General features: G+C 63.8%; 23 protein-coding genes. 18 read left to right on the forward strand and 5 right to left on the reverse strand.

Annotation, left to right across the window (positions count from 1 at the left end; genetic code table 11):
• Window positions 1–42: 42 nt before the first annotated feature.
• Window positions 43–1,404, reverse strand: a complete 1,362-nt coding sequence (locus tag M2267_RS17480) for an extracellular solute-binding protein (RefSeq protein ID WP_429115791.1) — start codon at window positions 1,402–1,404, stop codon at window positions 43–45.
• A gap of 232 nt (window positions 1,405–1,636) precedes the next feature.
• Between M2267_RS17480 and M2267_RS17485 the strand changes: the two genes are divergently transcribed.
• Entirely contained in the window at window positions 1,637–2,677 is a 1,041-nt protein-coding gene (locus tag M2267_RS17485) for a LacI family DNA-binding transcriptional regulator (RefSeq protein WP_429115793.1), read from the forward strand.
• Window positions 2,678–2,688: 11 nt separating this feature from the next.
• On the forward strand, window positions 2,689–4,623 hold the full coding sequence (locus tag M2267_RS17490; RefSeq protein WP_429115795.1) for a DUF5054 domain-containing protein: 1,935 nt from the start codon (window positions 2,689–2,691) through the stop codon (window positions 4,621–4,623).
• On the opposite strand, the gene M2267_RS17495 is transcribed toward M2267_RS17490, so the two are convergent.
• A complete protein-coding gene (locus M2267_RS17495) occupies window positions 4,610–5,920 on the reverse strand; it encodes an adenylate/guanylate cyclase domain-containing protein (RefSeq protein ID WP_429115797.1) in 1,311 nt (436 codons plus the stop codon). The genes M2267_RS17490 and M2267_RS17495 overlap by 14 nt on opposite strands.
• A 324-nt stretch (window positions 5,921–6,244) precedes the next feature.
• Between M2267_RS17495 and urtA the strand changes: the two genes are divergently transcribed.
• From urtA to M2267_RS17525, 6 genes are all read left to right on the forward strand, one after another.
• The gene (urtA, locus tag M2267_RS17500) at window positions 6,245–7,537 is read left to right on the forward strand and encodes an urea ABC transporter substrate-binding protein (RefSeq protein WP_402324985.1); all 1,293 of its coding nucleotides are present in this window, start codon (window positions 6,245–6,247) and stop codon (window positions 7,535–7,537) included.
• A gap of 172 nt (window positions 7,538–7,709) precedes the next feature.
• Window positions 7,710–9,326 (forward strand): urea ABC transporter permease subunit UrtB, encoded by a 1,617-nt coding sequence (urtB, locus tag M2267_RS17505; protein ID WP_429115799.1) that lies wholly within the window; start codon window positions 7,710–7,712, stop codon window positions 9,324–9,326.
• The gene (gene urtC / locus M2267_RS17510; RefSeq protein ID WP_429115801.1) at window positions 9,323–10,483 is read left to right on the forward strand and encodes an urea ABC transporter permease subunit UrtC; all 1,161 of its coding nucleotides are present in this window, start codon (window positions 9,323–9,325) and stop codon (window positions 10,481–10,483) included. Before urtB ends, urtC begins: the two co-directional genes overlap by 4 nt.
• Window positions 10,484–10,487: 4 nt before the next feature.
• Window positions 10,488–11,252 carry an urea ABC transporter ATP-binding protein UrtD gene (gene urtD, locus M2267_RS17515; protein WP_429115803.1) on the forward strand — a complete coding sequence of 255 codons (765 nt, stop codon included), beginning with the start codon at window positions 10,488–10,490 and terminating at the stop codon, window positions 11,250–11,252.
• 35 nt (window positions 11,253–11,287) lie between these two features.
• Window positions 11,288–11,983 (forward strand): urea ABC transporter ATP-binding subunit UrtE, encoded by a 696-nt coding sequence (gene urtE, locus M2267_RS17520; RefSeq protein WP_043617532.1) that lies wholly within the window; start codon window positions 11,288–11,290, stop codon window positions 11,981–11,983.
• A 304-nt stretch (window positions 11,984–12,287) separates the two neighbouring features.
• A complete protein-coding gene (locus tag M2267_RS17525; RefSeq protein ID WP_029742909.1) occupies window positions 12,288–12,746 on the forward strand; it encodes an RrF2 family transcriptional regulator in 459 nt (152 codons plus the stop codon).
• Between the two features lie 50 nt (window positions 12,747–12,796).
• Here the strand turns inward: M2267_RS17525 and M2267_RS17530 are convergent, their stop codons facing one another.
• The gene (locus M2267_RS17530) at window positions 12,797–13,510 is read right to left on the reverse strand and encodes an SDR family NAD(P)-dependent oxidoreductase (protein WP_429115806.1); all 714 of its coding nucleotides are present in this window, start codon (window positions 13,508–13,510) and stop codon (window positions 12,797–12,799) included.
• A gap of 51 nt (window positions 13,511–13,561) precedes the next feature.
• Between M2267_RS17530 and M2267_RS17535 the strand changes: the two genes are divergently transcribed.
• The 3 genes from M2267_RS17535 (at window position 13,562) to M2267_RS17545 (ending at window position 16,186) form a co-directional block, all read left to right on the forward strand.
• Window positions 13,562–14,179, forward strand: a complete 618-nt coding sequence (locus M2267_RS17535) for a Crp/Fnr family transcriptional regulator (protein WP_429115808.1) — start codon at window positions 13,562–13,564, stop codon at window positions 14,177–14,179.
• Between the two features lie 66 nt (window positions 14,180–14,245).
• Window positions 14,246–14,821 (forward strand): class I SAM-dependent methyltransferase, encoded by a 576-nt coding sequence (locus M2267_RS17540; RefSeq protein WP_429115810.1) that lies wholly within the window; start codon window positions 14,246–14,248, stop codon window positions 14,819–14,821.
• A gap of 138 nt (window positions 14,822–14,959) precedes the next feature.
• On the forward strand, window positions 14,960–16,186 hold the full coding sequence (locus tag M2267_RS17545; RefSeq protein WP_429115812.1) for an acyl-CoA dehydrogenase family protein: 1,227 nt from the start codon (window positions 14,960–14,962) through the stop codon (window positions 16,184–16,186).
• A 79-nt stretch (window positions 16,187–16,265) separates the two neighbouring features.
• On the opposite strand, the gene M2267_RS17550 is transcribed toward M2267_RS17545, so the two are convergent.
• On the reverse strand, window positions 16,266–17,663 hold the full coding sequence (locus M2267_RS17550) for an LLM class flavin-dependent oxidoreductase (RefSeq protein ID WP_429115813.1): 1,398 nt from the start codon (window positions 17,661–17,663) through the stop codon (window positions 16,266–16,268).
• A 78-nt stretch (window positions 17,664–17,741) separates the two neighbouring features.
• Complete coding sequence (locus tag M2267_RS17555; protein ID WP_429115815.1) at window positions 17,742–18,959, reverse strand: SfnB family sulfur acquisition oxidoreductase; 1,218 nt, start codon at window positions 18,957–18,959, stop codon at window positions 17,742–17,744.
• Between the two features lie 395 nt (window positions 18,960–19,354).
• Here M2267_RS17555 and M2267_RS17560 point away from each other — a divergent pair, with 395 nt between their 5' ends.
• The 7 genes from M2267_RS17560 (at window position 19,355) to M2267_RS17590 (ending at window position 26,168) form a co-directional block, all read left to right on the forward strand.
• A complete protein-coding gene (locus M2267_RS17560; protein WP_043617543.1) occupies window positions 19,355–19,741 on the forward strand; it encodes a hypothetical protein in 387 nt (128 codons plus the stop codon).
• 159 nt (window positions 19,742–19,900) lie between these two features.
• Window positions 19,901–20,803 (forward strand): LysR family transcriptional regulator, encoded by a 903-nt coding sequence (locus M2267_RS17565; protein WP_429115817.1) that lies wholly within the window; start codon window positions 19,901–19,903, stop codon window positions 20,801–20,803.
• A 97-nt stretch (window positions 20,804–20,900) separates the two neighbouring features.
• The gene (locus M2267_RS17570) at window positions 20,901–21,389 is read left to right on the forward strand and encodes a GAF domain-containing protein (RefSeq protein ID WP_429115819.1); all 489 of its coding nucleotides are present in this window, start codon (window positions 20,901–20,903) and stop codon (window positions 21,387–21,389) included.
• 57 nt (window positions 21,390–21,446) lie between these two features.
• Window positions 21,447–22,565 carry an FAD-dependent oxidoreductase gene (locus M2267_RS17575; RefSeq protein WP_429115821.1) on the forward strand — a complete coding sequence of 373 codons (1,119 nt, stop codon included), beginning with the start codon at window positions 21,447–21,449 and terminating at the stop codon, window positions 22,563–22,565.
• 218 nt (window positions 22,566–22,783) lie between these two features.
• Complete coding sequence (locus M2267_RS17580; protein WP_429115822.1) at window positions 22,784–23,728, forward strand: ABC transporter permease; 945 nt, start codon at window positions 22,784–22,786, stop codon at window positions 23,726–23,728.
• Window positions 23,725–24,543, forward strand: a complete 819-nt coding sequence (locus M2267_RS17585; RefSeq protein ID WP_429115824.1) for an ABC transporter permease — start codon at window positions 23,725–23,727, stop codon at window positions 24,541–24,543. The genes M2267_RS17580 and M2267_RS17585 overlap by 4 nt, the downstream gene beginning before the upstream one ends.
• Entirely contained in the window at window positions 24,540–26,168 is a 1,629-nt protein-coding gene (locus M2267_RS17590) for an ABC transporter ATP-binding protein (protein WP_429115826.1), read from the forward strand. The genes M2267_RS17585 and M2267_RS17590 overlap by 4 nt, the downstream gene beginning before the upstream one ends.

A 26,168-nucleotide genomic window follows, 5' to 3' on the forward strand; every position in this document is an offset into this window, starting at 1 on the left:
AAGCGGGTGCGGGCCGCGTTGCGGTCGCATCCCGCATTGGCTTTAGAGCGTGCTGACGGTGTTTTCTTCGCCGACGATCGCGATGACGGCCGCCTTGTACTGGGCCATCGCGTCTTCAGGCGAAAGCTCGCCGGAAACGACGCTTTCCGTCATGCGCTGGATCTCGGTCGAGACCTTGTTGTAGTTGGCGTCGTTTGGGCGCGCCGTGGTGATCGGCAGCAGGGTCGTTGCCGTTTCGGTCAGGAACGGCGAGTTCGGGATCGCCACGTCGTCGCGGATGCGGATTGCCGGCTGGATCTCCTGGAAGGCGTCGAGCTGCTCCTTGCTGTTCATGAAGGACAGCAGCGCCCAGGATTCGGCAGGCGCGTCCGTATGCGGATTGATGACGAAGCCCGTGCCTCCGGACATGGTGACGAAGTCCTGGCCGCGCAGGCCCTTGCCGGGTGCCGCGGCCGGCATCTTCTTCCAGGTCATGGTGTTGTCTCGATCGGCGACGGCGAATTCGGCGCCGGGCGCTGTCACCGAGCGATAGAACCAGTCGCCCTCGACGAGCATCGCCGTCTTGCCGTCGCGGAAATTGGCGAAGGTGCGGTTGCGGCCGTCGGCCAGCAACTGCGCGCGCTGGTCGCCGAGCTTGTCGTCGACATAGATGGTCTTGTAGAGCTTCAGCGTGTCGAGAATGCCCTGGCTTGAGACGATGTATTTGCCGCTGTCGTCGGTGACCTGTTCGCCGGTGCCGAGCAGCGCCATCCAGTAGCCCTGCATCGTCGTCGCCTCGCCCATGGAGACGCCGGCATTGAGCTGCAGCGGGAAGCTGTCAGGGGCGGCCGCCTTGATCTTGCGGGCGGCGTCGAGCAACTCGTCCCAGGACTTCGGCTGCCAGCTGTCGGCATCGAGGCCGGCCGATTTGAACAGGTCCTTGCGCACGAAGATCATGCGGGCGTCGGTGCCGAGCGCGATGCCATAGGGCTTGCCCTGGTAGCTCATCAGCGCCTTGGTGCCGTCGGAAATATGCTGCCAGCCTTCCCATTTCGGAACGTCTGGGCCGGCCACTTCCTCGAGCGACTTCAGGAGATTGCCCTGGACGAAGCTCGGGATCAGGAAGCCGTCGAAGCCGGAGACATCCGGGCCGGCGCCGGTGGAGAAATCGAGCGCGAGCTGCTGCGTCAGCTGCTCGTCCTCGCCGCCGAACTGGGTGAGCTTGACGCTGACGTCCTTGCCTTCGGCCTTCATCTTCTCGGTAAAGGCCGGAATGACCTTCTTTTCGATCCACTCGGCCATGCCGCTGTTTACGCCGCCGATGATGCAGCGGCAGGTAATGTTGAGTTCGGTGGCGCTCACGGGTGCCGCAAAGGCGATGGCCGCGGCTGCACTGAGCAATAGGGAATGAAACCTGGTACGCATGTTTTCTCCTCCCGGTCGGTCCTCTCAAAGACCTAAGTGTCTGGCTGCGACAGTCCGTCCCTCCTCCAGGTCCGGCGTCCCGACGACGGTCAAGAATGAACACGCTTTCATCTTTGTCAACATGGATCATGTGTTCCGTGCGCAAAAAATGACGGAATATCTATTCCACTTGACGAAAACGTCGCATTGCTCTCTTTTGTAAATGAACACGTTTTCATTTTGTGACGGATCGATGAACGAGCGCGCCGACAAGAAAGCTGCCCGAGCCACCGCAGACCAGGTGGCGCGCGAGGCCAATGTTTCTCGCGTGGCGGTCTCGCGAGCCTTCAACCCGAATGCGTCGCTGAAGCCGGAAAAGCGCGACCGCATCCTCCAGGTGGCGCGGGAACTGAACTACACGCCCGACATGGCAGCGCGTTCGCTGGTGACCGGCCGCTCGCATCTCGTCGGCATGATCGTGCCCGACGTCTGCAGCCCCTGGGAGAGCCAGGAGATCGACGCATTGACGACGGCGCTGCAGGCGGAAGGCTTCGCGACCTTGCTCTTCAAGGCCAAGGCCGATTTCAGCATGGATCCGCGCCTGCTCACCTATATGCGCGGCTTCAATCCGGATTCGGTGATCGCCTTTACCGAAAACATCCTGCCCGACGTGCTCTGCGGCTTTCTCGACCGCGCCGTGCCGATCTACGTGATCTACGACGACGTGAAGCAGTTTGCTGGCGCCGCATCCGGTACGCTCTATGACCGCCTGCTCGTCCGGCAGAAGAACGGCATCGAGCAGGCCGTGGCCCTGCTTCAGGGCTATGGCGCGCGCCGTATCGCCTATCTCGGCGGCAAGGCGCAGTCGCTTGCCAATGCCGAGCGCGAGCGCACGCTGAAGGAGACGCTCGCGGAGCGCGGCATGGATGCGCCGGTCGTGCTTGCCGGCGATTACACCTATGACACCGCCTACCAGGCGACGCTCGATCTCTTCAGGATCGGCGAGGGCGCCGATGCGATCTTCGCGGCCAACGACGTCGGCGCCTTCGGCGCGATCGATGCGCTGCGCCACGAACTCGGGCTTTCGGTGCCAGAGGACGTCAAGGTCGTCGGTTTCGACGACATCCCGCAGGCGCACTGGAAGAGCTACAACCTCACCACCGTGCGCATCGACCTCGAAGAGCGCGTGCGTGCGCTCGTCCGCCTCATCCTCATGCGGCTTAGGGCACCCGATGCCGAGCCGTTTACCGAGACACTCAACACCCGCCTGATCGTGCGGGGCACCGTCGGCTGAAGGTAGCGAACATGACCGAAAAACGCATCCACGTCGTCTTCAAGACCCACCTCGACATCGGCTTTACCGATCACGCCGAGAAGATCCGAAAGCAGTATCACGAGCGCTTCATTCCGCAGGCGATCGAGACCGGCGCGCACTTCTACAATGAGAACCCGGACGAGCCGCTGTTCGTCTGGACGACGGGCGCCTGGCTGATCTGGGATCACCTGAATTCTCGCTCGAAGGAAGAGGTCGCCCGCCTGGAGCAGGCGATCGAGCGCGGCCTGATCCGCTGGCATGCGCTGCCCTTCACCACCCACACGGAACTGATGTCGCCGGACCTTTTCAAGGCGGGGCTTTCCTACGCGCAGGAGCTCGACCATCGCTTTGGCCTGAAGACGATCGCCGCCAAGATGACCGATGTGCCCGGCCATACGCTCGGCATGGTGCCGCTCTTGGCAGAAGCCGGCGTGCGCTTCCTGCATATCGGCGTGAACTCGGCCTCGCCGCCGCCGGAGATCCCGGATATTTTCCGCTGGCGGGCGGCGGGCGGCGAGGAAATCGTCGTCATGTACCAGCGCTCCTATGGCGAGACGTATTTCCCCGAGGGTCTCTCCGATGGCCTGAGCTTCGCCCATACCAGCGACAACATCGGCCCCCAGAGCGTGTCGCAGGCGGCCGAAGCCTATCGCGAAATCCTCAAACACGAGCCGGCTGCAACCGTGCGCGCGGCGACGCTCGAGGACTACGGCAAGCTTATGTGGGCGGCGCGCGAACGTTTCCCCGTGGTGGAGAAGGAACTCGGCGATAGCTGGATCCACGGCAGCGGCACCGATCCGGAAAAAATCGCCCGCTATCTGGCGCTGCAGCGGCTTTACGATCGATTTGCCGGCGAGCGGATGACCGCAAGCCGCCAGGCCTTTGGCCGCAAGCTGGCGCTGGTGGCCGAACACACGTGCGGCGTCGACATCAAATCCTTCCTGCGTGACGAGAAGGCCTGGGCACGCCCCGCTTTCGAGGCGGCACGGAAATCCGATCAGCGCTTCCACTATACCGAGGCCTCCTGGGCGGAGCAGCGGGCCTATCTTGAACAGGCGGTGGCCGAACTCGACGGAGAAGATGCCGCGCGTGCGGGAGCGGCGCTTGTCGAGCTTGCCGTGCCACCGTGTCCTGAACCCGCGAATTCTGCCACTCGGCTACAGGTGGGCGGCTGGACCATCGACCTCGATCCGACCACAGGCGATGTCGTCGCTTTGACCGCGCCCGACGGCCGGACGGTCCGTGGCGAGAAGGGTTCGCTGATCGCCTACCGTTACGAAAGCTACGATGCCGGCGACGTGCGGCGGCACATGGACACCTACCTGACCCAATGGATGGACTGGGCGGTGCTTGATCACGACAAGCCGGGCCTTGCAAACGTCGCGGAGGCCCGCTCCCGGACCTATGCTCCGAGACTTCTCGGTACGACGGCGACATCGATCGTCGCGGAAATGCCCATCGAGGCCGTGGAGCAATTGGGTGCGCCGGCCGAAATCGCCATCGACTTTTCCGCAGGCAAGGACGGCCTAGACATCCGGCTGACGCTTTACGGCAAGAACGCCAACCGTATGCCGGAAGCGAGCTTCCTGTCGTTCACGCCCGAGGGGCGTTCCGCGTGGGGGGTGCGCAAGATGGGGCATTGGCATGTGACCGACAATTTTGCCCGTGCGGGTGGCGCGCAGTTGCAGGCGGTCACGGCTGTTCGCGGGCAGACGGAAGCGGGTGTAGAACTGCTAGTCGAAAATCTCGACACGCCGCTGGTCGCGCCGCAGTCCTGGCCGTTCATGGCCTTCTGCAAGGACTTGCCTGACTATTCCTCAGGCGTCCGCTTCAACGTCCACAACAACAAATGGGGCACCAACTTCCCCATGTGGTGGGGCGGCGATTCCACCACGCGCTTCAAACTCAGCTTCAGCGGTCGGTAATCGTCAGCGACTGCGGAGCGGCGGAGGGCTCGTCTTCGTTCGGGTGAGCCGACCCTGTCTCCCGTTGGAGGCACCAGATGTCGACCGGAAGGCGACGACCCGGCAGCACGACCGCCTCGTGCGATATCCATGCGGCCTCCGGTGCGGGTCCTTGAAGCCGGCACATCAGCGAGGCGGAGACGACGAGCGGCACCTGCAGCGTCTTGGTCATGGATTCCAGGCGCTGGGCGACGTTGACCGCGTCGCCGATGACGGTGAATTCGCTGTGGCAGCCGCTGTCGAGAACGCCGCCTACGACGGTGCCGTAGTGCAGGCCGATGCCGGCATCAAGCGCCGGATGGTTGTTGTGCGCGTTGTGGTTCTTCCAGTCCGTGAGGATGTCGACGAGATCGAGCGCGCAGGCAAGCGCCCTGTCGGCATCGTCTTCCTTTGGTCTCGGCTGGCCGAAGACCGCCATGACGCCATCGCCGATGAACTTGTCGACCGTACCGCCGTGTTCGAAGATCGTCTGCGAGACGAGCTGGCGGTATTCGGCAAGCACGAAGGCGAGTTCAGGTGCCGGTGCCGCCTCGGCAAAGCTGGTGAAATCGCGCAGGTCCACGAACATGATTGCGGCGCTGCGCCGCTCCAGGCCGAGCACATCGCCTTTCTCCTGAAGCGCGGAAACAACCAGCGGCGAGAAGAAGCGCGAGAGATTTTGCCGCCGCTGGTCGGCCTTCAACGCTTCCTTGCGCGTCCGGTCGTGGTCGCGCGCAAGAAGATAGATGGCAAAGGCGGTGAAGCCGAAGCTCACGGTCAAACCAAGATCCTGGTTGAAGAACGCTCCGAGCAGCGAGAGCGGACCGGACGCATCGTGCCTTGCCGCAGTCATGGCCAGCATCGTTACCCAGGATAGAAGCACAATGGCGGAAAAGAGCAGGACCAGGCGTCGCTCGAGCTTGAGGCCGACATGGACGAGCAGGATAAAGGCGACGACGAGGCTGGTCGTCGTCAGATTGTGGTTCGCCGTCACCGGACCGGCCAGAATATGGGCATAGAGCAGCAGCGCGACCAACAGCGCATCGAGAACGACGAAGAGGGTTGTCAGCGAGGTGCGGCCGGGCAGATAACGCGCCGTCGCCACCGACGCCACGCTGATGGCGAGGTAGCTGACGACGACGACCGCGTGCATGCGTTCCGCACCCGCATTGCCGCCGAGCAGCAGGCTTGCCAGCAGGATTGCGAAAGCAACGAAGCGCAGGGTGAGCGAACGCTTCTCCCGGGCAGAATCCCAATGCGGATGGAGTGAGGACGTCATGTCTTTCGGCATTCCCCTGCGTCAACGGCCGGCGATAGCCGCTCTGCTACCAGTCGATTCGCGTCGAATATGTGGCGAGGCCGCACGCCCGCTGACCTGCGGCCAGATCAGGTCTAGGGCTTCCAACGATGGGAAGGTCAAGGCCGCTGCCTTCGTTGCTATGCAACTGCCCGCGGCCAGGCTACCTCTCGCGTTCCTCTTTGCCCCCGGCGCCTACGTAGAATGACGTATGTGCAGTGCAGCGTGGCTGTCCGATGATCCCCTCAAGCAGCGGCTAGAAGCACCGAAAGGCCAGTTGCTCCAGAACGAGAGGGGTTCCATCAGATGACAATCAAGGCAAGCGTGACCGGCGCATTCCTGGCCGCCATCCTGTCGACAACGGCGTTCAGCGGCGCTTTCGCCGCGGACGACACGATCAAGGTCGGCATCCTGCATTCGCTCTCCGGCACCATGGCGATTTCCGAGACGACGCTGAAGGACGCCATGCTGATGCTGATCGACGAGCAGAACAAGAAGGGCGGCCTGCTCGGCAAGAAGCTCGAGGCCGTCGTCGTCGACCCGGCGTCCGACTGGCCGCTCTTTGCCGAAAAAGCGCGCGAACTGGTCTCGGTCGACAAGGTCTCGGCGGTTTTCGGCTGCTGGACCTCGGTGTCGCGCAAGTCGGTTCTGCCGGTGTTCGAGGAGCTGAATTCGATCCTCTTCTACCCCGTCCAGTACGAGGGTGAGGAAAGCCAGCGCAACGTCTTCTACACGGGGGCTGCCCCCAACCAGCAGGCGATCCCGGCGGTCGACTATCTGATGGAGAACGAAAGCGTCGAGCGTTGGGTGCTCGCAGGTACGGATTATGTCTATCCGCGCACGACCAACAAGATTCTCGAAGCCTATCTGATCGCCAAGGGCGTGAAGCCCGAGGACATCATGATCAACTACACGCCCTTCGGTCATTCCGACTGGCAGACGATCGTCTCCGACATCAAGAAGTTCGGCTCGGCCGGCAAGAAGACCGCCGTCGTCTCGACCATCAACGGCGACGCCAACGTGCCGTTCTACAAGGAACTGGCGAACCAGGGCGTCAAGGCCGAGGACATCCCGGTCGTCGCCTTCTCGGTCGGCGAAGAAGAGCTTGCCGGCCTCGATACCGGCCCGCTCGTCGGCCATCTCGCCGCCTGGAACTACTTCCAGTCGGTCGATACGCCGGCTAATGCCGAGTTCATCAAGACCTGGAAAGCCTATACCAAGAACGACAAGCGCGTGACCAACGACCCAATGGAAGCGCATTACATCGGCTTTAACATGTGGCTGAAGGCGGTCGAGAAGGCCGGCACGACCGATACGGACAAGGTTCTCGACGCGATGATCGGCGTCTCCGTGCCCAATCTTTCGGGCGGCTACTCGACGATGATGCCGAACCATCACATCACCAAGCCGGTGCTGATCGGCGAGATCCAGGCCGACGGCCAGTTCGAGACCGTCTGGGAAACGCCCGGCCTCGTCGTCGGCGACGAATGGTCCGACTATCTGCCCGACTCGAAGGACCTGATCTCCGATTGGCGCGCACCGATGTCCTGCGGCAACTTCAACGTTGCCACCGGCAAGTGCGGCGGCAAGGGCTCCTGATTTCATCACCTAGTCAAAGGCCGGGCGGCTTGCCGCCCGGACAGTGATTGCATGACGAAAACTTGAGACAGGCATGCCCTTCGTTCGGCGGCGCGCACGAGCGAAGGGAGCCTGCCTGGGGCTATGACGGGTTTGTGCATGCGCCGCATGACCGGACCCGGACGAGGGGGCCATGTACCGAATTCTGCAGATCCTGTTTGTTGCGCTGTGCCTGGTGATATCGGCCCATGTGGTCGGTGCCCGCGCAGCCGAAGACCTCGGCCCGCTGATCGACCATCTGGGCAGCGCGAAACTTTCCGACATGGACGACTTAATAGCGGCGCTGGCCAAGACCGGCGACGCGAAGGTCATTCCGGTGCTTGAGGCCCTGGGCGAGGGCGAGCTTTACCAGCGCAAGTCCGACGGCAAGGTCTTCCTCGTCAAGGCGCAGGGCGCAGACCTGTTGCTCGTCGATCCCGTGACCACTGCCGAGGCCGGAACTGCACCGAAGGCGGCGATGCAGAAGGTGAAGGTCAACAACGCCGTGCGTCGTGCCGTTCGCAGCGCGCTCGGAGGCCTTACGCTCTTCAGCGACGACACCGGCGCGCGGCTGAAGGCGGCGCAATCCATGCTGCAGGCGCCGAATGCCGATGCGCTCGAGTCAATCGAAACGGCGATCGCAGCCGAAAAGGACGGGACCGTGCGCCAGGTTCTCGACGAGGCCCGCGCGGTGACGCTGCTCGTCTCGGATCGCCCCGACGATCAGAAGCGGCAGGCGATCGCGCTGCTTGCCGAAGGCAACGGGCGGAGCGGGCTTGCCGTCCTGACCTCTGCTCTCGCGACTGCCGATGTTTCCCTCAAACCCGATATCGAGGCGGCGATCGCCCGGATCGAGCAGACCCAGGCGTTCTGGAGCGCCGGCCAGAACGTCTGGTACGGGCTGTCGCTCGGCTCCGTCCTTTTGCTGGCGGCAATCGGCCTTGCCATCACCTTCGGCGTCATGGGGATCATCAACATGGCCCATGGTGAGATGGTCATGCTCGGCGCCTACACGACCTTCCTGGTGCAGGAGGTCATACGCAACGCCTATCCCGGCCTCTTCGACTGGTCGCTGGCGATCGCGCTGCCGCTCGCCTTTCTCGTGACCGGCGCGGTGGGCCTTGCAATCGAGCGCGGCGTCATCCGCTTTCTCTATGGCCGCCCGCTCGAGACGCTGCTCGCCACCTGGGGCATCTCGCTCATCCTGCAGCAGTCGGTGCGTTCGCTCTTCGGGCCGACCAACCGCGAGGTCGGCAATCCCTCCTGGATGTCCGGCGCGTTTGATCTCGGCGGGCTGACGATCACCTGGAACCGCCTCTGGATCATCGTCTTCGCGCTGGCGGTCTTCGCGGCCCTCCTGTTCCTGCTGAAGAAGACGCCGATGGGGCTTCGGATGCGGGCCGTGACCCAGAACCGGCGCATGGCGTCCTCCATGGGTATCCGCACGCCGCTCGTCGATGCCCTGACCTTCGCGCTCGGCTCCGGCATTGCCGGCATGGCTGGCGTCGCGCTCTCGCAGATAGACAACGTCTCGCCCAATCTCGGACAGGGCTACATCATCGACAGCTTCATGGTTGTCGTCTTCGGTGGTGTCGGCAATCTCTGGGGCACGCTCGTCGGCGCCTTCTCGCTCGGCATCCTCAACAAGTTCCTCGAGCCCTATGCTGGCGCCGTGCTCGGCAAGATCCTCGTCCTGGTGCTGATCATCCTCTTCATCCAGAAGAAACCGCGCGGGCTCTTCGCACTCAAGGGAAGGGCGGTGGAAGCATGATCACCTCGTTTCTGATGAAATCAGCAGATCGCAGCATCCTTGCGGTCGTGGCGATCCTTGTCGGCCTCGCCATGCTTGTCCCGGCGCTCAATCTCTTGACCGCGCCCGACCATCCGCTGCATGTGCCGACCTATCTGGTCTCGCTGTTCGGCAAGTATCTGACCTATGCGCTGCTGGCGCTGGCGCTCGATCTCGTCTGGGGTTTCTGCGGCATCCTTTCTCTTGGGCATGCGGCCTTCTTCGCGCTCGGCGGCTATGCCATGGGCATGTATCTGATGCGCCAGATCGGCGCGCGCGGCTCCTACGGCAATCCACTGCTGCCGGATTTCATGGTCTTCCTCAACTGGAAGGAGCTGCCGTGGTTCTGGCACGGCTTCGACATGTTCTGGTTCGCCGCCCTCATGGTGGTTCTGGTGCCGGGGCTGCTTGCCTTCGTCTTCGGCTGGTTCGCCTTCCGCTCGCGCGTCAACGGCGTCTATCTCTCGATCATCACCCAGGCGATGACCTATGCGCTGCTGCTTGCCTTCTTCCGCAACGACATGGGCTTCGGCGGCAACAACGGCCTGACCGACTTCAAGGACATCCTCGGCTTCAACATCCAGGCCAACGGCACCCGCGCCGCCTTGTTCGCGGCCTCGGCGCTGATGCTGGCGCTCTGCCTGATTCTGACGTCGGCGATCGTGCGCTCCAAATACGGCAAGGTGCTCGTCGCAGTCCGCGACGCGGAAAGCCGGACGCGCTTCCTCGGCTACCGGGTCGAACACATCAAGCTTTTCGCCTTCACCGTCTCGGCGATGATGGCGGGTATTGCCGGCGCGCTCTATGTGCCGCAGGTCGGTATCATCAATCCCGGCGAGTTCGAGCCCGGCAATTCGATCGAAGTGGTGATCTGGACGGCGGTCGGCGGGCGCGGCACGCTGATCGGCCCGATCGTCGGCGCCATCCTCGTCAACGGCGGCAAGAGCATCTTCACCGCGGCATTCCCGGAATTCTGGCTTTTTGCACTCGGCGGCCTCTTCGTGCTCGTCACCCTGTTCCTGCCGAAGGGCGTCGTCGGAACGGCCAGCGCCTATTTCGTCCGCCGGCGTGCAGCGCGCAAGGCGCGGGCGGCTGAAAAGCCGGACAATCTGGCCGTTGAACCCATGGCGGCGGAGTAACATCATGAACCAGACAATCGGGCAGACCAAGCCGACCAGCCTTCTCTATCTCGACGGCGTCTCCGTCTCCTTCGACGGTTTCAAGGCGTTGAATGCGCTGTCTTTCGTTATCGAGCCCGGCGAACTCCGGGCGATCATCGGCCCGAATGGCGCCGGCAAGACGACGATGATGGATATCATCACCGGCAAGACCCGGCCGGACGAGGGACAGGTGTTCTTCAAGGGCGAGATCGACCTGACGAAGAAGGACGAGGCGGAGATCGCCTCGCTCGGCATCGGCCGCAAGTTCCAGAAGCCGACGGTGTTTGAAAGCCACACGGTGTGGGACAACCTCGAACTTGCGCTGAACCGCCAGCGCGGCGTGTTTTCGACGCTGTTCTATCGGGTGACGGCCGAGGACAAGGCGCGGATCGAGGAGATCCTTGTCACCATCCGCCTCTCTTCGCGTCGGGGCGATCTCGCCGCCAATCTTTCGCACGGCCAGAAGCAATGGCTGGAGATCGGCATGCTGCTTGCGCAGGAGCCGGAGCTGTTGCTGGTCGACGAACCGGTCGCCGGCATGACGGACGCCGAAACCGCGGAAACGGCCGTCCTGTTGAAGGAGATCGCCAAGACCCGGTCCGTTGTCGTGGTCGAGCACGACATGGGCTTCATCCGTGAACTCGGGGTCAAGGTCACCTGCCTTGCCGAAGGGGCGGTGCTGGCGGAAGGCTCGATCGATTTCGTCAGCAGCGATCCGAAAGTGATCGAGAACTATCTTGGCCGGTGATGGCCCACACCGAAAATCGTCAAGGAGGGCGCGCCATGCTCAGCGTCGAAAACGTCAATCTACATTACGGCGCCGCGCAGGCGCTGCGAAACGTGTCGATCACGGCCGAGATGGGCAAGATCACCTGCGTGCTCGGGCGCAACGGCGTCGGCAAGTCGAGCCTGCTGAGAGCGATCACCGGCCAGCATCCGGTCAGCGCCGGCGCGATCGGCTTCAACGGCGCAGCACTCGCCGGCATGGCGCCCTATCGGCGGGCAAAAGAAGGCATCGGCTACGTCCCCCAGGGGCGTGAGATCTTTCCGCTGCTGACGGTCAAGGAAAACCTGGAGACCGGTTACGCACCACTGAAGCGCGGCGACCGCTCGATACCCGAGGACGTCTTCAACCTGTTCCCTGTGCTGCGTTCTATGCTCGGCCGGCGCGGTGGAGATCTCTCGGGCGGGCAGCAGCAGCAACTGGCGATCGGCCGGGCGCTGGTGACGCGGCCGAAGATCCTGGTGCTCGACGAACCGACGGAGGGCATCCAGCCCTCGATCATCAAGGATATCGGCCGGGCGATCCGCTACCTCAGGGATTCGACCGGCATGGCGATCCTCTTGGTCGAGCAATATCTCGATTTCTGCCGCGAACTCGCCGACCACGTCTACATCCTGGACCGGGGCGCTGTGGTCCACGAGGGCGCACCCGAAACGCTGGACACGCCAGAGGCGCGGAGACACCTCACGGTGTGATCGCATCCTGAACAGCGGCGCCTGCGGCGCTCCGACGCTGGATTTCGTGGCGCTTGAGGCAAGCGACTGCAGGTTTTTGCGGCAAAACCGCCGGCTCAAGGGAGTGAAATTCTCCCCTGCCATAAAAGCGCCTTCTAAAATCACTAAATCTATGCAGTAACTGACGTATTTTATTGAGAATGGTGCAGTTTGGGTGTAGGACATCCTAAGCGAAAGAGTGCGGCCGTCACAACCCGTTTCCCCCGGTGAATGCCGCGGAACGCGGACTTGTGGCGGCTTTCCTTGTTCAGGAAAGTGAAGTGACATGTTGACCAAAAAAGGAAAATACGGGCTCAAGGCCCTTGTCGACCTGGCTCAACTGGAGCCCGGAGAGACCGCCTTCATCACCGAGATCGCCACGCGGAACAACATTCCGAAGAAGTTCCTGGATGCGATCCTGCTCGAATTGCGCAATGCCGGCATCCTGCGCTCGAAGAAGGGCCCGGGCGGCGGCTATTCGCTCTCACGGCCGGCCTCCGACATTCGCATCGGCCAGGTCATCCGCACGCTCGACGGCCCCCTGGCGCCGATCCGCTGCGCCAGCCGCACCGCATTCGAGGCTTGCGACGACTGTGCCGATCCGGTCAACTGTCATGTGCGCAAGTCGATGAGCAACGTTCGCGACGCGATCGCCTCGATCCTCGACAATATGACTCTGGAGCAGTTCGCCGCCAACGACAACGCCTCCGAGATCGTCGCCTTGCGGGACGCGGAAGCCGGCTGACCTGGTCGGCTGCACCTGCGATCGCGAGATGCGACCGAACGATCGCGGCGTCAGAGCTTCCTGATGATCGCGGCGGCCGCTGGTGGCGCTATGATTTCGAGCAGGCGCAGGAGCCGCGCCTTGCCGACATGGATGCGGGTGGCGCCCGGTTCGAGTGCGCGCAGGATTTCCTTTGCCGCATAGGCCGCGCTGATCTTTCCCTTCCCCCGCCCCGAGGTCATCGGGGTATCGACAAGCGGCAGCACCACATCGACCACCCTGACCGCGCCGGCCTGGTGCTGGACGGAGAGCGCGTCCGAGAACATGCGCAGCCCCGCCTTGGTCGCGCTGTAAACCGCAGACGTCGTCTTTGGATGGCAGGCGAGCGCTGAGCCGACATTGACGATAACGAAGGGGCGTCCGGGCGTCTTCGGCAGAAGCAGCCGCGACAGCAACATCGGCGCAAGCAGATTGGTATCGACCTCGTCGGCGATGTGCTCGACGTCGTAGTAGGGGTCATCGAAACGGACATTGTGCTGGATAGCCGCGTTGTTGATGAGACCGTCGATCGGACCTCCCGCCAGCGCGCTGCCGCAGGCGATGGTCGCGGCCCGATCGCGGAGATCCACCACCCGCGTTTCGATCCTCCGGTTTCGCAGGGCCAAGTCCTCCAGCCGCTCCCGGTCGCGGCCAAGCGCGACGACATCGTGCCCGCCCGCAGCCAGTTGCAGTGCGATCTCCCGGCCGATTCCCGAGCTTGCCCCGGTGACGACGTAGCGTGCCATGTGATCTATTTCCCGTTGTTGCGCTGTCGAATCTGCAACGGGGGGACGGGGATGGCATTAACCGAGGTTAAGCGCGGACAGGGCGCTGCGATTTCGCTATTCGAGCGCATCGCCGGGCACCCGTTGGCGCAGGCGGAGCGGCTGGCCGAGGCGATCCAGGTGCGCAGCATCAGGGCCGGCGAAACCGTCTTCCATCAGGATGAGCCGCATCCCTATGTCTACGTGATCGAAAGAGGCCTGGTGAAGCTCACCTATCTGCGTGCCGATGGCGAGGAATGGATCAAGTCCTTCGCCATCGAAGGTCGGTTCTTTGCCAGCCTCTCGGCCTTGGTGCCCGCCGGGCGGGCGAGTTTCTCGGCGGTCGCGGTCGAAGGTGGGCGCCTCGAGAGAATTCCGTTCGTGACGCTGCAGGCACTGGCCGATGCCGATCTCGGCTGGTCACGGATGATCCGAAGCGCGCTGATGATGCTGGCTGAGCGCAAGGAGCGCCGCGAACGCCAGTTCCTGACGCTTGATCCCGCGGAACGTTATCGCGCGCTGCTTGTCGAGGAACCGGAGGTGGTCGCGCGCGTGCCGCAGAAGGACCTCGCCGGTTATCTCGGCATTACCCCGGTCGGCCTCAGTCGCATCGCCAAGCGCGTGCGGGCCGAGGCCACCGCCCAAGCTTAACCCGGGTTAATGCGCGGCATCCGACAAGGCGCGATACCAGCCGCCGTTGCAAAACGGAGGCTCATCTTGACCAAACAGAAAACGGCATCGGATTTCCTGCTCTTCCTCAGATCCTGGGCGGCAAGACCGCTTGAGGTCGCGGCGATCGCACCTTCAAGCAGGCGGCTCGCGGTCGCCATGACCACCGAGATCGGCCCGCTCTGCGGCAATGTGCTCGAACTTGGGCCCGGCACCGGAGCCTTCACGCGGGCACTGCTGCGCAATGGCGTCTACGAGGACAATCTCATCCTCGTGGAGCGCAATCCGGCTTTTGCGACGCTGTTGCGGGAGCGGTTCCCGAGTGCGACGCTGATCGAGGGCGACGCCCAGAACCTGGCGCTGCCTTCGGTGAAGTCGGTCGGCGCGGCGATCAGCGGCCTGCCGCTTCTGTCCATGCCGGCGCAGACCGTGCGGGCGATCCTTTCGTCGGTCTTCCATCACCTTGCCGAGGACGGAAGCCTGTTCCAGTTTACCTATGGGCCGCGATGCCCGATCTCTCCCCGCGTTCTGGACGAGCTTGGCCTCAAGGCTTCGTTCCGGCGCTGGGTGCCGCTCAACCTGCCGCCTGCCAGCGTCTATCGCATTTCGCGGAGCCGCGCCTGAGGTAGGCGGTCTAATACGTTGACGGCGCGCGCCGGCTGGGCGGTAGGACTTTCTCGGCCTCCTGCCCAAGTCGGAATCCATTTGCTGTCATTGTCTATAGAATAAGTTCATTATTACGCCTCAACCAAGGAGAGGCGGATGAGCAACGTACACTTCCTGAGAGAACCGGCGCCGGCGAGCGCCGAGCACGACGAAAGGCGACGGGAGCTATTGGCCCGCGCCGAGGCGTTGTCACAGGATCTTGCCCGGCGGGGCGCCGAACTCGACCGGGTGGGCGCGCCGCCGCGCGAGGAGATCGAGGCGCTCCGCCAAGCCGGTCTGTTGACGGCGCTGCATTCGCCGGAGATCGGCGGGGCGGGCTTGAACTGGATCGACGGCTTGCGGCTGGTGCGCATCGTCGCGCGCGGCGAAAGCTCGATCGGGCAATTGCTGGGCTACCACTACGTCAACAGCCAATACGTCTACTGGGCGGCCGCCGACCCCCGGCAGGCCTGGGTGCTGGGCGCCGAAACCGTGGAGCGGCAGCTCTACTGGGGGGCCGCCGTCAACCCGCGCGACCCCGGGCTGACGCTGGAGCGGCGCGGCGCGCACTACGTCTTGAATGGCCGCAAGACGTTTTCGACCGGCGCCCATGTCTCCGACCGCATCAACGTCAATGCGGTGCTCGACGGCAAGATCGCCAACTTCGTCGTGCCCACCGACCGTCCCGGCTACATCGCCAACGACGACTGGGACAATATCGGCCAGCGCCTGTCGGACAGTGGCAGCGTCGAGTTCCGCGACTTTCCGGTCTATGGGCGAGACTTCATCCTGCCGCTTGCCGATCCGTCCGACCCGCCAGCGGTGCTGGCGACCTTCAACACGCCGCTGATCCAGCTGGTCTTCGTCAATTTCTATCTCGGCACGGCCGAGGGGGCGCTGGCAGCAGCGCTCGACTATGTCCGCAGCACGACGCGTCCCTGGGTGACATCGGGCGTCGAACGCGCTGGCGACGACCCCTATATCCTCGAGGCGATCGGCGAACTCCAGACGAACCTGAAGGCGTCTGTGGCGCTCGCCGACGCGGCCGCTACGGCGGTGGAAGCGGCCTTGTCGCAGGGCAGTTCGGTGACGGCGGAGGCGCGGGGTGCGGCGGCGATCGAGGCCTATGCGGCCAAGGTGCATTCGACCCACGTGGCGCTCGACGTGACCGCAAGGGTGTTCGAATTGATGGGCGCGCGGGCGACGGCCGGCCACTATCGCTTCGATCGCTACTGGCGCAACGTTCGCACCCACACGCTGCACGATCCGGTCGCCTACAAGGCGCGCGAGGTCGGCGACTTTGCGCTCAACGGGCGGATCCCGCTGGTCAGCCTCTACAGCTGAACCTGACGCACAGGGTACTTGTGCAAAAAAAAACGCCGCCTGAACAGAAGTTCCGGCGGCGTTTCCGTGATGTCTTCGATCAAGCGGAGGCTGCGACGGCCTGCCTCTGGCCGGCGAGGTCGCGATAGCCGGCGCCCGGATGCGGCGCCGCAAGCCTTGGACCGGCGCCGAAGAGCTTTTCTCGCAGCGTGCCTTCGCGGTAGCCGGTCTTGTAGACGCCGCGCCGTTGCAGCTCCGGCACCAGCAGGTCGACGGCGTCCTCGAAGGTCCCGGGCGTGACGGCATAGGCGAGGTTGAAGCCGTCGACATCGGTGTCCTCGACCCATTCCTGAAGCAGATCGGCGACTGTCGAGGGCGAGCCGACGAACACCGGGCCGAAGCCGCCGATGCCCACCCAGTCGGCCATTTCGCGCACGGTCCACACCCGGTCCGGATCGATGGTCGTAAAGGTCTCGACGGCCGATTGTACCGCGTTGGTGTAACGGTGGCGCAGCGGTTCGTCCGGGCCGAACTGGCCGAAATCGATGCCGGTCCAGCCGGAGATCAGCGCCAAGGCTCCCTCGTAGGAGACGTGGCTGCGGTACTCGTCGAACTTCTTCTTCGCCTCCGCATCGGTTTCGCCGAGGATCACCGTCTGCAGATTGAAGGCAAGGATTTCGCGCGGGTTGCGGCCGGCGCGCGCTGCCGCCTCGCGGACATTGGCGACATAGCGTTTCAATACGGTTTTGGATGGCGCGGCGACGAAGATGCACTCGGCATGCGCCCCGGCAAAATCCTTGCCGCGGCTCGAAGAACCGGCCTGGTAGAGCACGGGCGTGCGCTGCGGCGACGGTTCGCTGAGGTGAATCCCGGGAACGGTGAAGTGGCGGCCGTGATGGTTGATCGGGTGCACTTTTTCCGGATGGGTGAAGATGCCGCTTGCCCGGTCGCGCACGACGGCTGCGTCCTCCCAGCTTCCCTCCCAGAGCTTGTAGCAGACCTCCAGATACTCTTCGGCGAGATCGTAACGGTCGTCGTGGCGCGCCTGCTGCGCCTGGCCGATGTTGAGTGCGCCGCTGTTGAGATAGGAGGTGACGATGTTCCAGCCGACGCGCCCCTTCGTCAGATGGTCGAGCGTCGAGATGCGGCGCGCGAAGGTATAGGGGTGCTCGAACGAGAGCGAGGCCGTCAGCCCGAAGCCGAGATGCTGGGTCTCATAGGCCATGGTCGGCACCAGTTGCAACGGGTCGTTGACCGGCACCTGGGCCGAATGGCGAAGGGCCGCATCCGTATTGCCGTTCAGCACGTCATAGACGCCGAGCACGTCGGCGATGAACAGGCCGTCGAACTTGCCGCGCTCGAGCGTCTTTGCCAGATGCACCCAGTAGTCGAGATCCTTGTAGCGCCAGGACTGGTCGCGCGGGTGGGTCCAGAGCCCCGGCGACTGGTGGCCGACGCAATTCATGTCAAAGGCATTCAGCCGGATTTCGCAGCTCATGGGTCTCTCCTCGGGCAAGGTTGGGCGTTGCCCGAAGCGTCGGTCACGCCTCGGGCCGATCGCGCGCGGTCGATGGGCTCAGAGTGCGCCGTTCTTCGGCGGCTTGATGCCGTTCAGGTGGTAGTTGCCGACGACGTGGTGTTTCCAGCGCACCGGATCGTGCAGCGTATGGGTGCGGGCGTTTCGCCAGTGGCGGTCGAGGTTGAGGCCGATCTTCGTCGATGCGGTGCCGGCGAGTTCGAAGAGCGTGTTGCTCGCTTCCAGGGCGATTTCGGTCGTCAGGACCTTTGCCGCGGCAACGGCGAGCGTCGCTTCGACCACGCTTTCCTCGGTGCCGTTGATCTGGGCGACGTCGACCTTCTTGCCGGCACGCTCGACCGTTGCCGTTGCTGCCTCCAGACGGATGGCCAACTGGCCGATGCGGGCGATCGTCAGCGGATCGTCGGTCGCCCGTTCGACGCCGCTGTCCATCCAGGGGCGGGCATGATTGCGCACGAAGTCCAGGGTCTCCGCAAAGGCCGCGCGGGCAATGCCGAGGTCGATGCCGGCATGGATGATCTGGCCGACGGAACCGATCGTCGTCGGTCGCTCGAAGCCGCGGTGATGGCGCACCACCGCATCGGCCGCCACATAGACATTCTGCAGCACGGTCGTGCCGCTACCGGTCGTGCGCTGGCCGAAGCTGTCCCAGTCGTCGATGATCTGCAAGCCTTCGGCGCCACGGGGCACGAAGGCCATGGTCAGCTTGTCGTTCGGATCGAGGGCGAAGACGACGATCCATTCGGCAAAGAGCACGCCGGTCGAATAATATTTGCGCCCGTTCAGGCGGAAGCCGGGGCCGTCGGGCGAAAGCCGGGTCTCATAGTCGCCGACGGTTTTCGTGCCGCGCTCGGAAAGGGCGTTGCCGAAGCGGTCGCCGGCAAGCGCCCGGCCGAAGAAAAAGGCCTTCTGCTCCTCGGTGCCGTCGGTGCGCAGCGCCTCGAGAATGTAGAAATGGTTCTGTGGGATCTGGCCGATCGAGGAGTCCGCTTCCGAAAGAATGGCGGTGACTTCGGCAAGAACGGCATTGGAGACGTCTATGCCGTCATATTCCGGCGGCACGGTGATCGCCAGCAGGCCGGATTGGGCGAGCGAATCGAGCTCGTCGAAGGGCAGAATGCGATCGGTATCCCGCTCGTTGGCGCTCCCTGCATATTCCGCCGCTAGCGCACGCGCGATCGACAGCGCTTCCTCTTCGCTTTCGATCCGGTGCGCCGGGGCTCTTGTTTTCTCGGAAAGCCGCGAGATCGTTCCCATGTGACTGCTCCCTGTCGATTGAGGTGCATATCAGTGAATTATCTGGCCTGATCGGGTAAGATAGTATATTCTATAGAAATTATCGATTGGAGTATTTCGTTTCGGCCTTGATGGCGACTTGGTGTTTACCTTCGGGTCGGGATGGGTAAAATCGATTCGGGGGAAGGCCGGGGAAGAGGACCCTGGTGACGGTCGGCGGCGTGTATGCTCACCGATTTCCCGCCAAAATTGACTGCGGCTCAGGGAACCATCGCCCGATTTGTGCATTGCCTCATCGCCTGCAGTTTGACCCGTCGCGTGGCCCCAGAGTATCGGCCACCCGGCACGAACACAAATACATGCTGACAGAATTGGCCATTCGCGTTTCCCGGCCTTAACCACTGAAGGAGACACAAATGACGAATTTCCTGCCTGCTCTCCATGAAGGGCACGCCTCCATCACGCTGCAGAACCTGTTTCGTGATGCTCTGGAGGCCTATGATGACTGGGGCGCCAACATGCCCGAGCCCATCGTTGCGTTCGAAGGCAAGCGCATTCCCATCAGCGAGGTCTTCGACTGGATGAAACCTTGCACCGACATCATGCCGGCAAACCTCATCGGCATCGTGACGGACCGGCTGAACAAGCCGTGGAGCGGTGAGGGGCCGCTCGACGCCATGACCGTCTCGACGGCGGCGCGTGTCATGTCGGTGCTGACGCGGCGGCAGCTGCGCAGCTTCGGCCGCGGCTCGATCGAGATCTTCGCCGACCGCTTCAACCATCCGGTCCATGCCAGCGCGTAAGACCGGTGACCTCTGAGGAGCGCGTGCGCGCGCTCCTCGTTCCCGGCGGGTATCCGGCACGGATTTTCCCGCAGCTTGCCCACCCCTTCCTTGAAGCATCGCCTTCCCGTAAACACGGAGGGGAGAGCAAGCGGATGTTCGAGCGGACCGGGGGCGGGCGTGAATTTTCGACAATTGGAAGTGTTGCGCACGCTGTTGGCGACCGGATCGACGATCGCGGCCGCAAAGACCATGGGGCTCAGCCAGTCCGGCGTCAGCCGCCTGTTGCAGCAGCTCGAGGAAGAACTGTCGCTGACGCTATTTGCCCGCGACAAGGGCCGGCTGATTGCCACGCCCGAGGCGATGAAGCTCGCCGAGGACGCGGAGCATATCTTGCTCGGCATCGACCGTTTCACCAATCTGGCGCAGGACCTGCGCAGCGGCGCGGTCGGGCCTGAGGTCGTGCGCATCGGCCTGCCGAACAGCATGTCCGAGACCTTTGCCCCGGCGATGCTCGCCGACTATGCCAAGGATTTTCCCGGCGTGCGCGTCGAGACTTTCTTCGACACGACCGTCGCGATCGCCCGCCTCGTCGAGCAGCGCATCATCGATTTCGGCTTCCTGCGCTATGAGGGGCAGCTGAGCGCCGGTCTCGAAATGCAGCCGGTCGCAACCGGCCTCAGCGTCTGCGTCATGGAAAAGGGGCATGCGCTTTCGCAGCACGAAACCGTGACGCCTAGGGAATTGCGGGGCGTGCCCTTGATCCTGATCGGCCGCCGCCGGCCGACGCGGGTCATGCTCGACGAGATCTTCCGCAAGGCCGGCGTGCCGCAGAAGGTCAAGATCGAGACCCACAGCAACAGCTCGGCCTGCGCCTACGCGGCCTACGGCCTTGGGGTCGCGATCATCAGCAGCTTCTTTGCCAATCTGCACCGGCACCTGCCGATCGAGATCCGCCCGTTTTCGCCACACCTCACCCAGGACTTCGGCGTTGCCACTGCGGCTGGCGTTCCGCTGTCGCTGGCCGCGCAGGCAATGATCGACTGCCTGAAAAGGCAGGTCGCCGCTTCGCAGCAGCCTTGAGACAATGGTCTCTCTGCCGTTGGCAGAGCGCCATTGGCAATGGAACGGACGCGACACTACATTGCGGACCGATACGAACAGGGAAGTGGATGGAATCATGTTTCAGGCGGCCGCAATCGACACAGGCGACAAGCGTGCTTTCTACGCGGAGCTGGCCCAACAGCTCGAATCGCTGCTTCACGGCGAGCCCAACCTGATCGCCAACGCGGCCAATACGTCGGCGCTGATGTTCCAGGCCATGCCCAGCCTCAATTGGGCGGGGTTCTATTTCCTCGAAACCGACCAAGAACTCGTGCTTGGACCGTTCCAGGGCAAGCCTGCCTGTGTGCGCATCGCCGTCGGCCGCGGGGTCTGCGGCACGGCCGTCAAGGAAGACCGCTCGATCCTTGTGGAAGACGTCCATGCCTTTCCGGGGCACATCGCCTGCGACGCGGCCTCGCGCTCGGAACTCGTGGTTCCGGTGCGGCGTGACGGCCGGGTGATCGGCGTCATCGATCTCGACAGCCCGGAGCCCGCGCGCTTCGACCGTGACGACCAGAACGGCATCGAAAAACTTGCTGCGATCTTCGCGGCGGCGATCGCTTAGGACTGCCGCGGTGGATGATCTGGCAAGGGTAGACAAACTCCGGCTTCGGGCCGCGCCATGACAGATGCCGCTCCGTCCGTGGACGTCGAAACGCATGCGCGTGTGGCCCGCAAGATCGACGTCGTCGTCATCGGTGCCGGGCAGGCGGGACTGTCTTCGGCCTATCATCTGAGCCGGCTCGGGCTGGAGCCTCACAGGCAATATGTCGTCATCGACCGGTCGCCGCAGCCGGGCGGTGCCTGGCAGTTTCGCTGGCCATCGCTGACCTTGAACACGGTCAACGGAATTCATGATCTCCCCGGCATGAAATTTTCCGAAGCGGTCGATACCAGCAAGGGCGAGGTCCACGCGGCCGTCGCCGTGCCGCAATATTACGGCGCCTACGAGAAGGCGTTCGATCTGCCGGTCCGCAGGCCGGTGGCCGTCAAGGTCGTGTGCGATCGCGGCGAGCGCTTCAGGGTGGAGACGGACGACGGCGCCTATGCCGCCCGCGGCATCATCAACGCGACCGGCACCTGGGAGGCCCCCTATATCCCGCCCTATCCGGGCGCGGAGCGCTACAAGGGGCGCCAGTTGCACACGAAGGATTATCAGTCGGCGGGACAGTTCGCCGGGCAGCATGTGCTGGTCGTCGGCGGCGGCATCTCCGCAATCCAGCTGCTCGATGAAATATCGCAGGTGACATCGACCACCTGGGTAACGCGGGAGGAGCCGGCCTTCCGCAATGAGCCGTTTACGCCGGAGGTCGGACGCGCCGCAGTAGCGATGGTCGAGGATCGGGTCCGCCGGGGCCTGCCGCCGGGTTCCGTGGTTTCGGTGACGGGCATTCCGGTGACACCGGCGATCATGGCCGCACGCGCACGCGGCGCGCTCGAGCGCCAGCCGATGTTTGCCGAAATGACCGAACAGGGCGTGCGCTGGCCGGATGGACGTGAACTGGCCGTCGACGTCATTCTCTGGAGCACCGGCTTCAGAAGCGCGCTCGATCACCTGGCGCCGCTTCAATTGCGCAATACCGATGGCGGTATCCTGATGACCGGTCGGCTGGCGACACAGGTGGCAAAAGACCCTCGGATCCATCTCGTCGGCTACGGTCCGTCGGCTTCCACCATCGGTGCGAACCGGGCGGGAGGCGCTGCCGCTCGCGAACTCTCAGATTTTCTTCATCTGACCTGACGGACACAGGCGCGATCGCGAAGGCTTCTTCGCCGGCAAGCCAGCGGGCAACGCCCGTCCGGCGGGCGCTGAAGTTGCATGCCCTTTTCATAGAGGTATGACGTTTACTCATAATATTGCGCGATTTTTTCCAATCGATCATAGTCCCTTGTAACAAGAGAGCCGACGGGCGGGAGAATCGCGGTAACGCGGGCAGCCTGCCTCAGTACGGGGAACCCATGATCAAATTCATTCTCAATCGCCTCGTGATGGCGATACCGACGATCGTAATCGTCTCGGTGGCCGTCTTCACGCTTATCCGTCTCATTCCCGGTGACCCGGCAGCGCTGATGCTCGGCGACATGGCCGAGCCGCAGCAGATTGCCGCGTTGCGCACGGAGCTCGGTCTCGACCGCAGCATCCCGGAGCAATTCGTCATCTGGGCCGGCAACATCCTCTCCGGGGATTTCGGCACCTCGATCGTCACCGGCGAGCCGGTGCTGCATCTGGTGGTCAGCCGCTTCTTCGTCAGCGCCGAAATCGTCGTCATCGCCGTGCTTCTCGCGAGCCTGATCGCGGTTCCGGCCGGCGTCATCGCCGCCTGGCGGCAGAACAGCCTGACCGACCTGGCGCTCGTCGGTTCGGCGACCGTGCTTCTGTCGATCCCGACCTTCTGGCTCGGCCTTCTTCTGCTTCTCGCCTTCGGCCTGAAGCTTGGCTGGCTGCCGGTGCTCGGCTACGTGCCGATCTCGGAGAACTGGAAGGCCGGGCTTCTCTATCTGGTGCTGCCGGTCATGACCCTCGTCATCCACGAGATGGGCGTGATCATCCGCATGGCCCGCGCCTCGACGCTCGAGGTGCTCAGGCTCGATTACATCACCCACGCCCGCGCCAAGGGGCTCTCGGAAAGTGCCGTTCTCTGGCGCCACGCCTTCAAGAACGCCTTCGGCCCCACCTGGACGATGATCGGCCTGATCCTCGGTAATCTGCTCGGCGGCATCGCCGTCATCGAGACGGTGTTCACCATTCCGGGTCTCGGACGGTTGATGGTCGATGCGATCTTCCAGCGCGACTATCCGGTGATCCAAGGCTGCCTGCTGCTCGTCGCCTTCTCCTATGTCGTCGTCAACCTCGTGGTCGACCTCCTCTATCCTCTCTTCGATCCGCGGGTGGTGGCAGAATGAGAAAGCTCACTTTCAACGGCGTCATCGGCGGCGGCCTGATCGGCCTGCTGGTCATCACCGCCCTCATCGGCCTTTTCTGGACGCCCTATGATCCGATGGCGCTCGGCTTCACCGCGCGGCTTGCCGCACCCGGTGCAGCGCACTGGCTCGGCACCGACGAGTTCGGCCGCGATGTCGCGAGCCGCCTGATGGTCGGCGCCCGCGCCAGCGTCTGGATCGGCTTCCTGACCGTCACCTTCGCCGTCGTCTTCGGCACCTTCATCGGCATCGTCAGCGGCTATGCCCGCGGCTGGATCGATGGCGTCATCATGGCGATCAACAATGCGCTTCTGGCCTTTCCCGGCATCCTGCTGGCGCTCGGCTTGCTCGCTGTCTTCGGCGCCAACCAGTACGGCATCATCTTTGCGCTCGGCATCGCCTACACGCCGTCGATGGCCCGCGTGGTACGCGGTGCGGTGCTGTCGCTGCGCGAACGCGAGTTCATTGAGGCGTCGCGGGTGATGGGCAACGGCGAGATCTACACGATGCTGCGCCATATCCTGCCGAACTGCCTGGCGCCGATCACGGTGCTTGCGACCTCGATGTTCGGCTGGGCAATCCTGTCGGAAAGCGCGCTTTCCTTCCTCGGCCTTGGCGTTCCGCCACCGGCCCCCACCTGGGGCAACATGCTCGCCGCCGGCCGCCCGTTCATCGAACAGGCCGTCTGGCTCGGTTTCTTCCCCGGTCTCTGCATCGCTCTCACCCTGCTCGGCATCAACCTTCTGGGCGATGCGCTCCGCGACAAGCTCGACCCCCGCATGCGAGGCCTGAAATGACCGGCAAGACCCTCTTAAGTGTCGAAGGCCTCTCGTTGGCCGTCAGCCATACCGGCAACCAGGTGGTCAAGAACGTCAGCTTCGACGTCGCGCCCGGCGAAATCGTCGGCATCGTCGGTGAAAGCGGCTCCGGCAAGACGCTTGCGACCCGCGCGATCATCGGCCTCATTCCGCCGGCCGTCCGCCATACCGGCGGAAAGGTCCTCTACCGGGGCAAGGATGTGCTCGGGATGAAGGACCGCGAGTTGCGTCAGCTTCGCGGCGGCGAAGTCGGCGTTGTCTTCCAGGAGCCGATGACCTCGCTGAACCCGTCGATCACCATCGGCCGGCAGCTCGAAGAAGGGCTGATCCTGCACACAAAGATGTCGGTCGAGGAGCGCCGCACCGCGATCCTCTCGATGCTTGGTCGCGTCGGCATCCGTGAGCCCGAGCGGGCCTTGACCGCCTATCCCCACGAGTTCTCCGGCGGCATGCGCCAGCGCATCATGCTGGCCTCGGTCATGCTGTTGAAGCCGGCCTTGCTGATTGCAGACGAGCCGACCACTGCGCTCGATGCCGTCGTGCAGCGCGACGTCATGGAGCTTATGGTCGAATTGACCCAGGCCCAGGGCACGGCGGTGCTGCTCATCAGCCACGACCTGCCGATGGTCGCTCGCTACACCAACCGTTTCGTGGTGATGGAAAAGGGCGTCGTCGTCGAGCAGGGGCTGACCGAGGAGATCCTGCAGGCGCCGCAGCATCCCTATACCCGCAAGCTGCTCTCTTCGCTGCCGTTCCGCGGCGCGGCGCGTGAACTCGACACGACGCGCACGCCGATGGTTTCGGCGCGCAACATCGTGGTCGAATATCCGGGCCGCAAGGGGCTGTTCCGCCGCCACGAGCCGAAGCGCGCGCTGCATGGCGTCAGCGTCGATATCCATGTCGGCGAGGTCGTGGCGCTTGTCGGCGGTTCCGGTTCCGGCAAGACGACACTTGGCCGCACCATCGCCGGCCTCGTCCAGCAGGCCGAAGGCGAGATCCTGTTCCAGGGCCGCGAGCGCAGCGCCGACTGGCGCGACTATCGCCTGAACTGCCAGATGGTCTTCCAGGACCCCTATTCGTCGCTTGATCCGCGCATGACCATCCAGGCGCTGGTCGAGGAAGCGTTGCGGCTGGTGCCGGATCTCGACACGCCGGCCAAGCGCCGCCGTGCGCTGGAAACCTTGGAGGAGGTCGGACTCAGCGCCGATTTCGCCAATCGTTACCCGCATGAACTTTCCGGCGGCCAGCGCCAGCGCGTGGCGATTGCCCGGGCGATTGCGCGGCGGCCGAAATTCCTGATCGCCGATGAGCCGGTTTCGGCGCTCGACGTCACGGTTCGCGCCCAGGTGCTGGAGCTCTTTTCCAACCTGCAGAAGCGCTACGGCTTCTCGTGCCTGTTCATCAGCCACGATCTCGGCGTCGTCGAGCAGGTGGCCGACCGGGTCATCGTCATGCAGGACGGGCGCATCATCGAGGAAGGCGACCGCGACCGCATCTTCGATGCGCCGAAGGAAGCCTATACCCGCAAGCTGCTGTCCGCGATCCCGGCGCTCGATCTCAACCAGACCGGCGGCGTCACCCTCAAATGGCGCCTGGAGGCCTGA

It is taken from the genome of Ensifer sp. KUDG1, from assembly GCF_050434285.1.
GTDB lineage: Bacteria > Pseudomonadota > Alphaproteobacteria > Rhizobiales > Rhizobiaceae > Ensifer.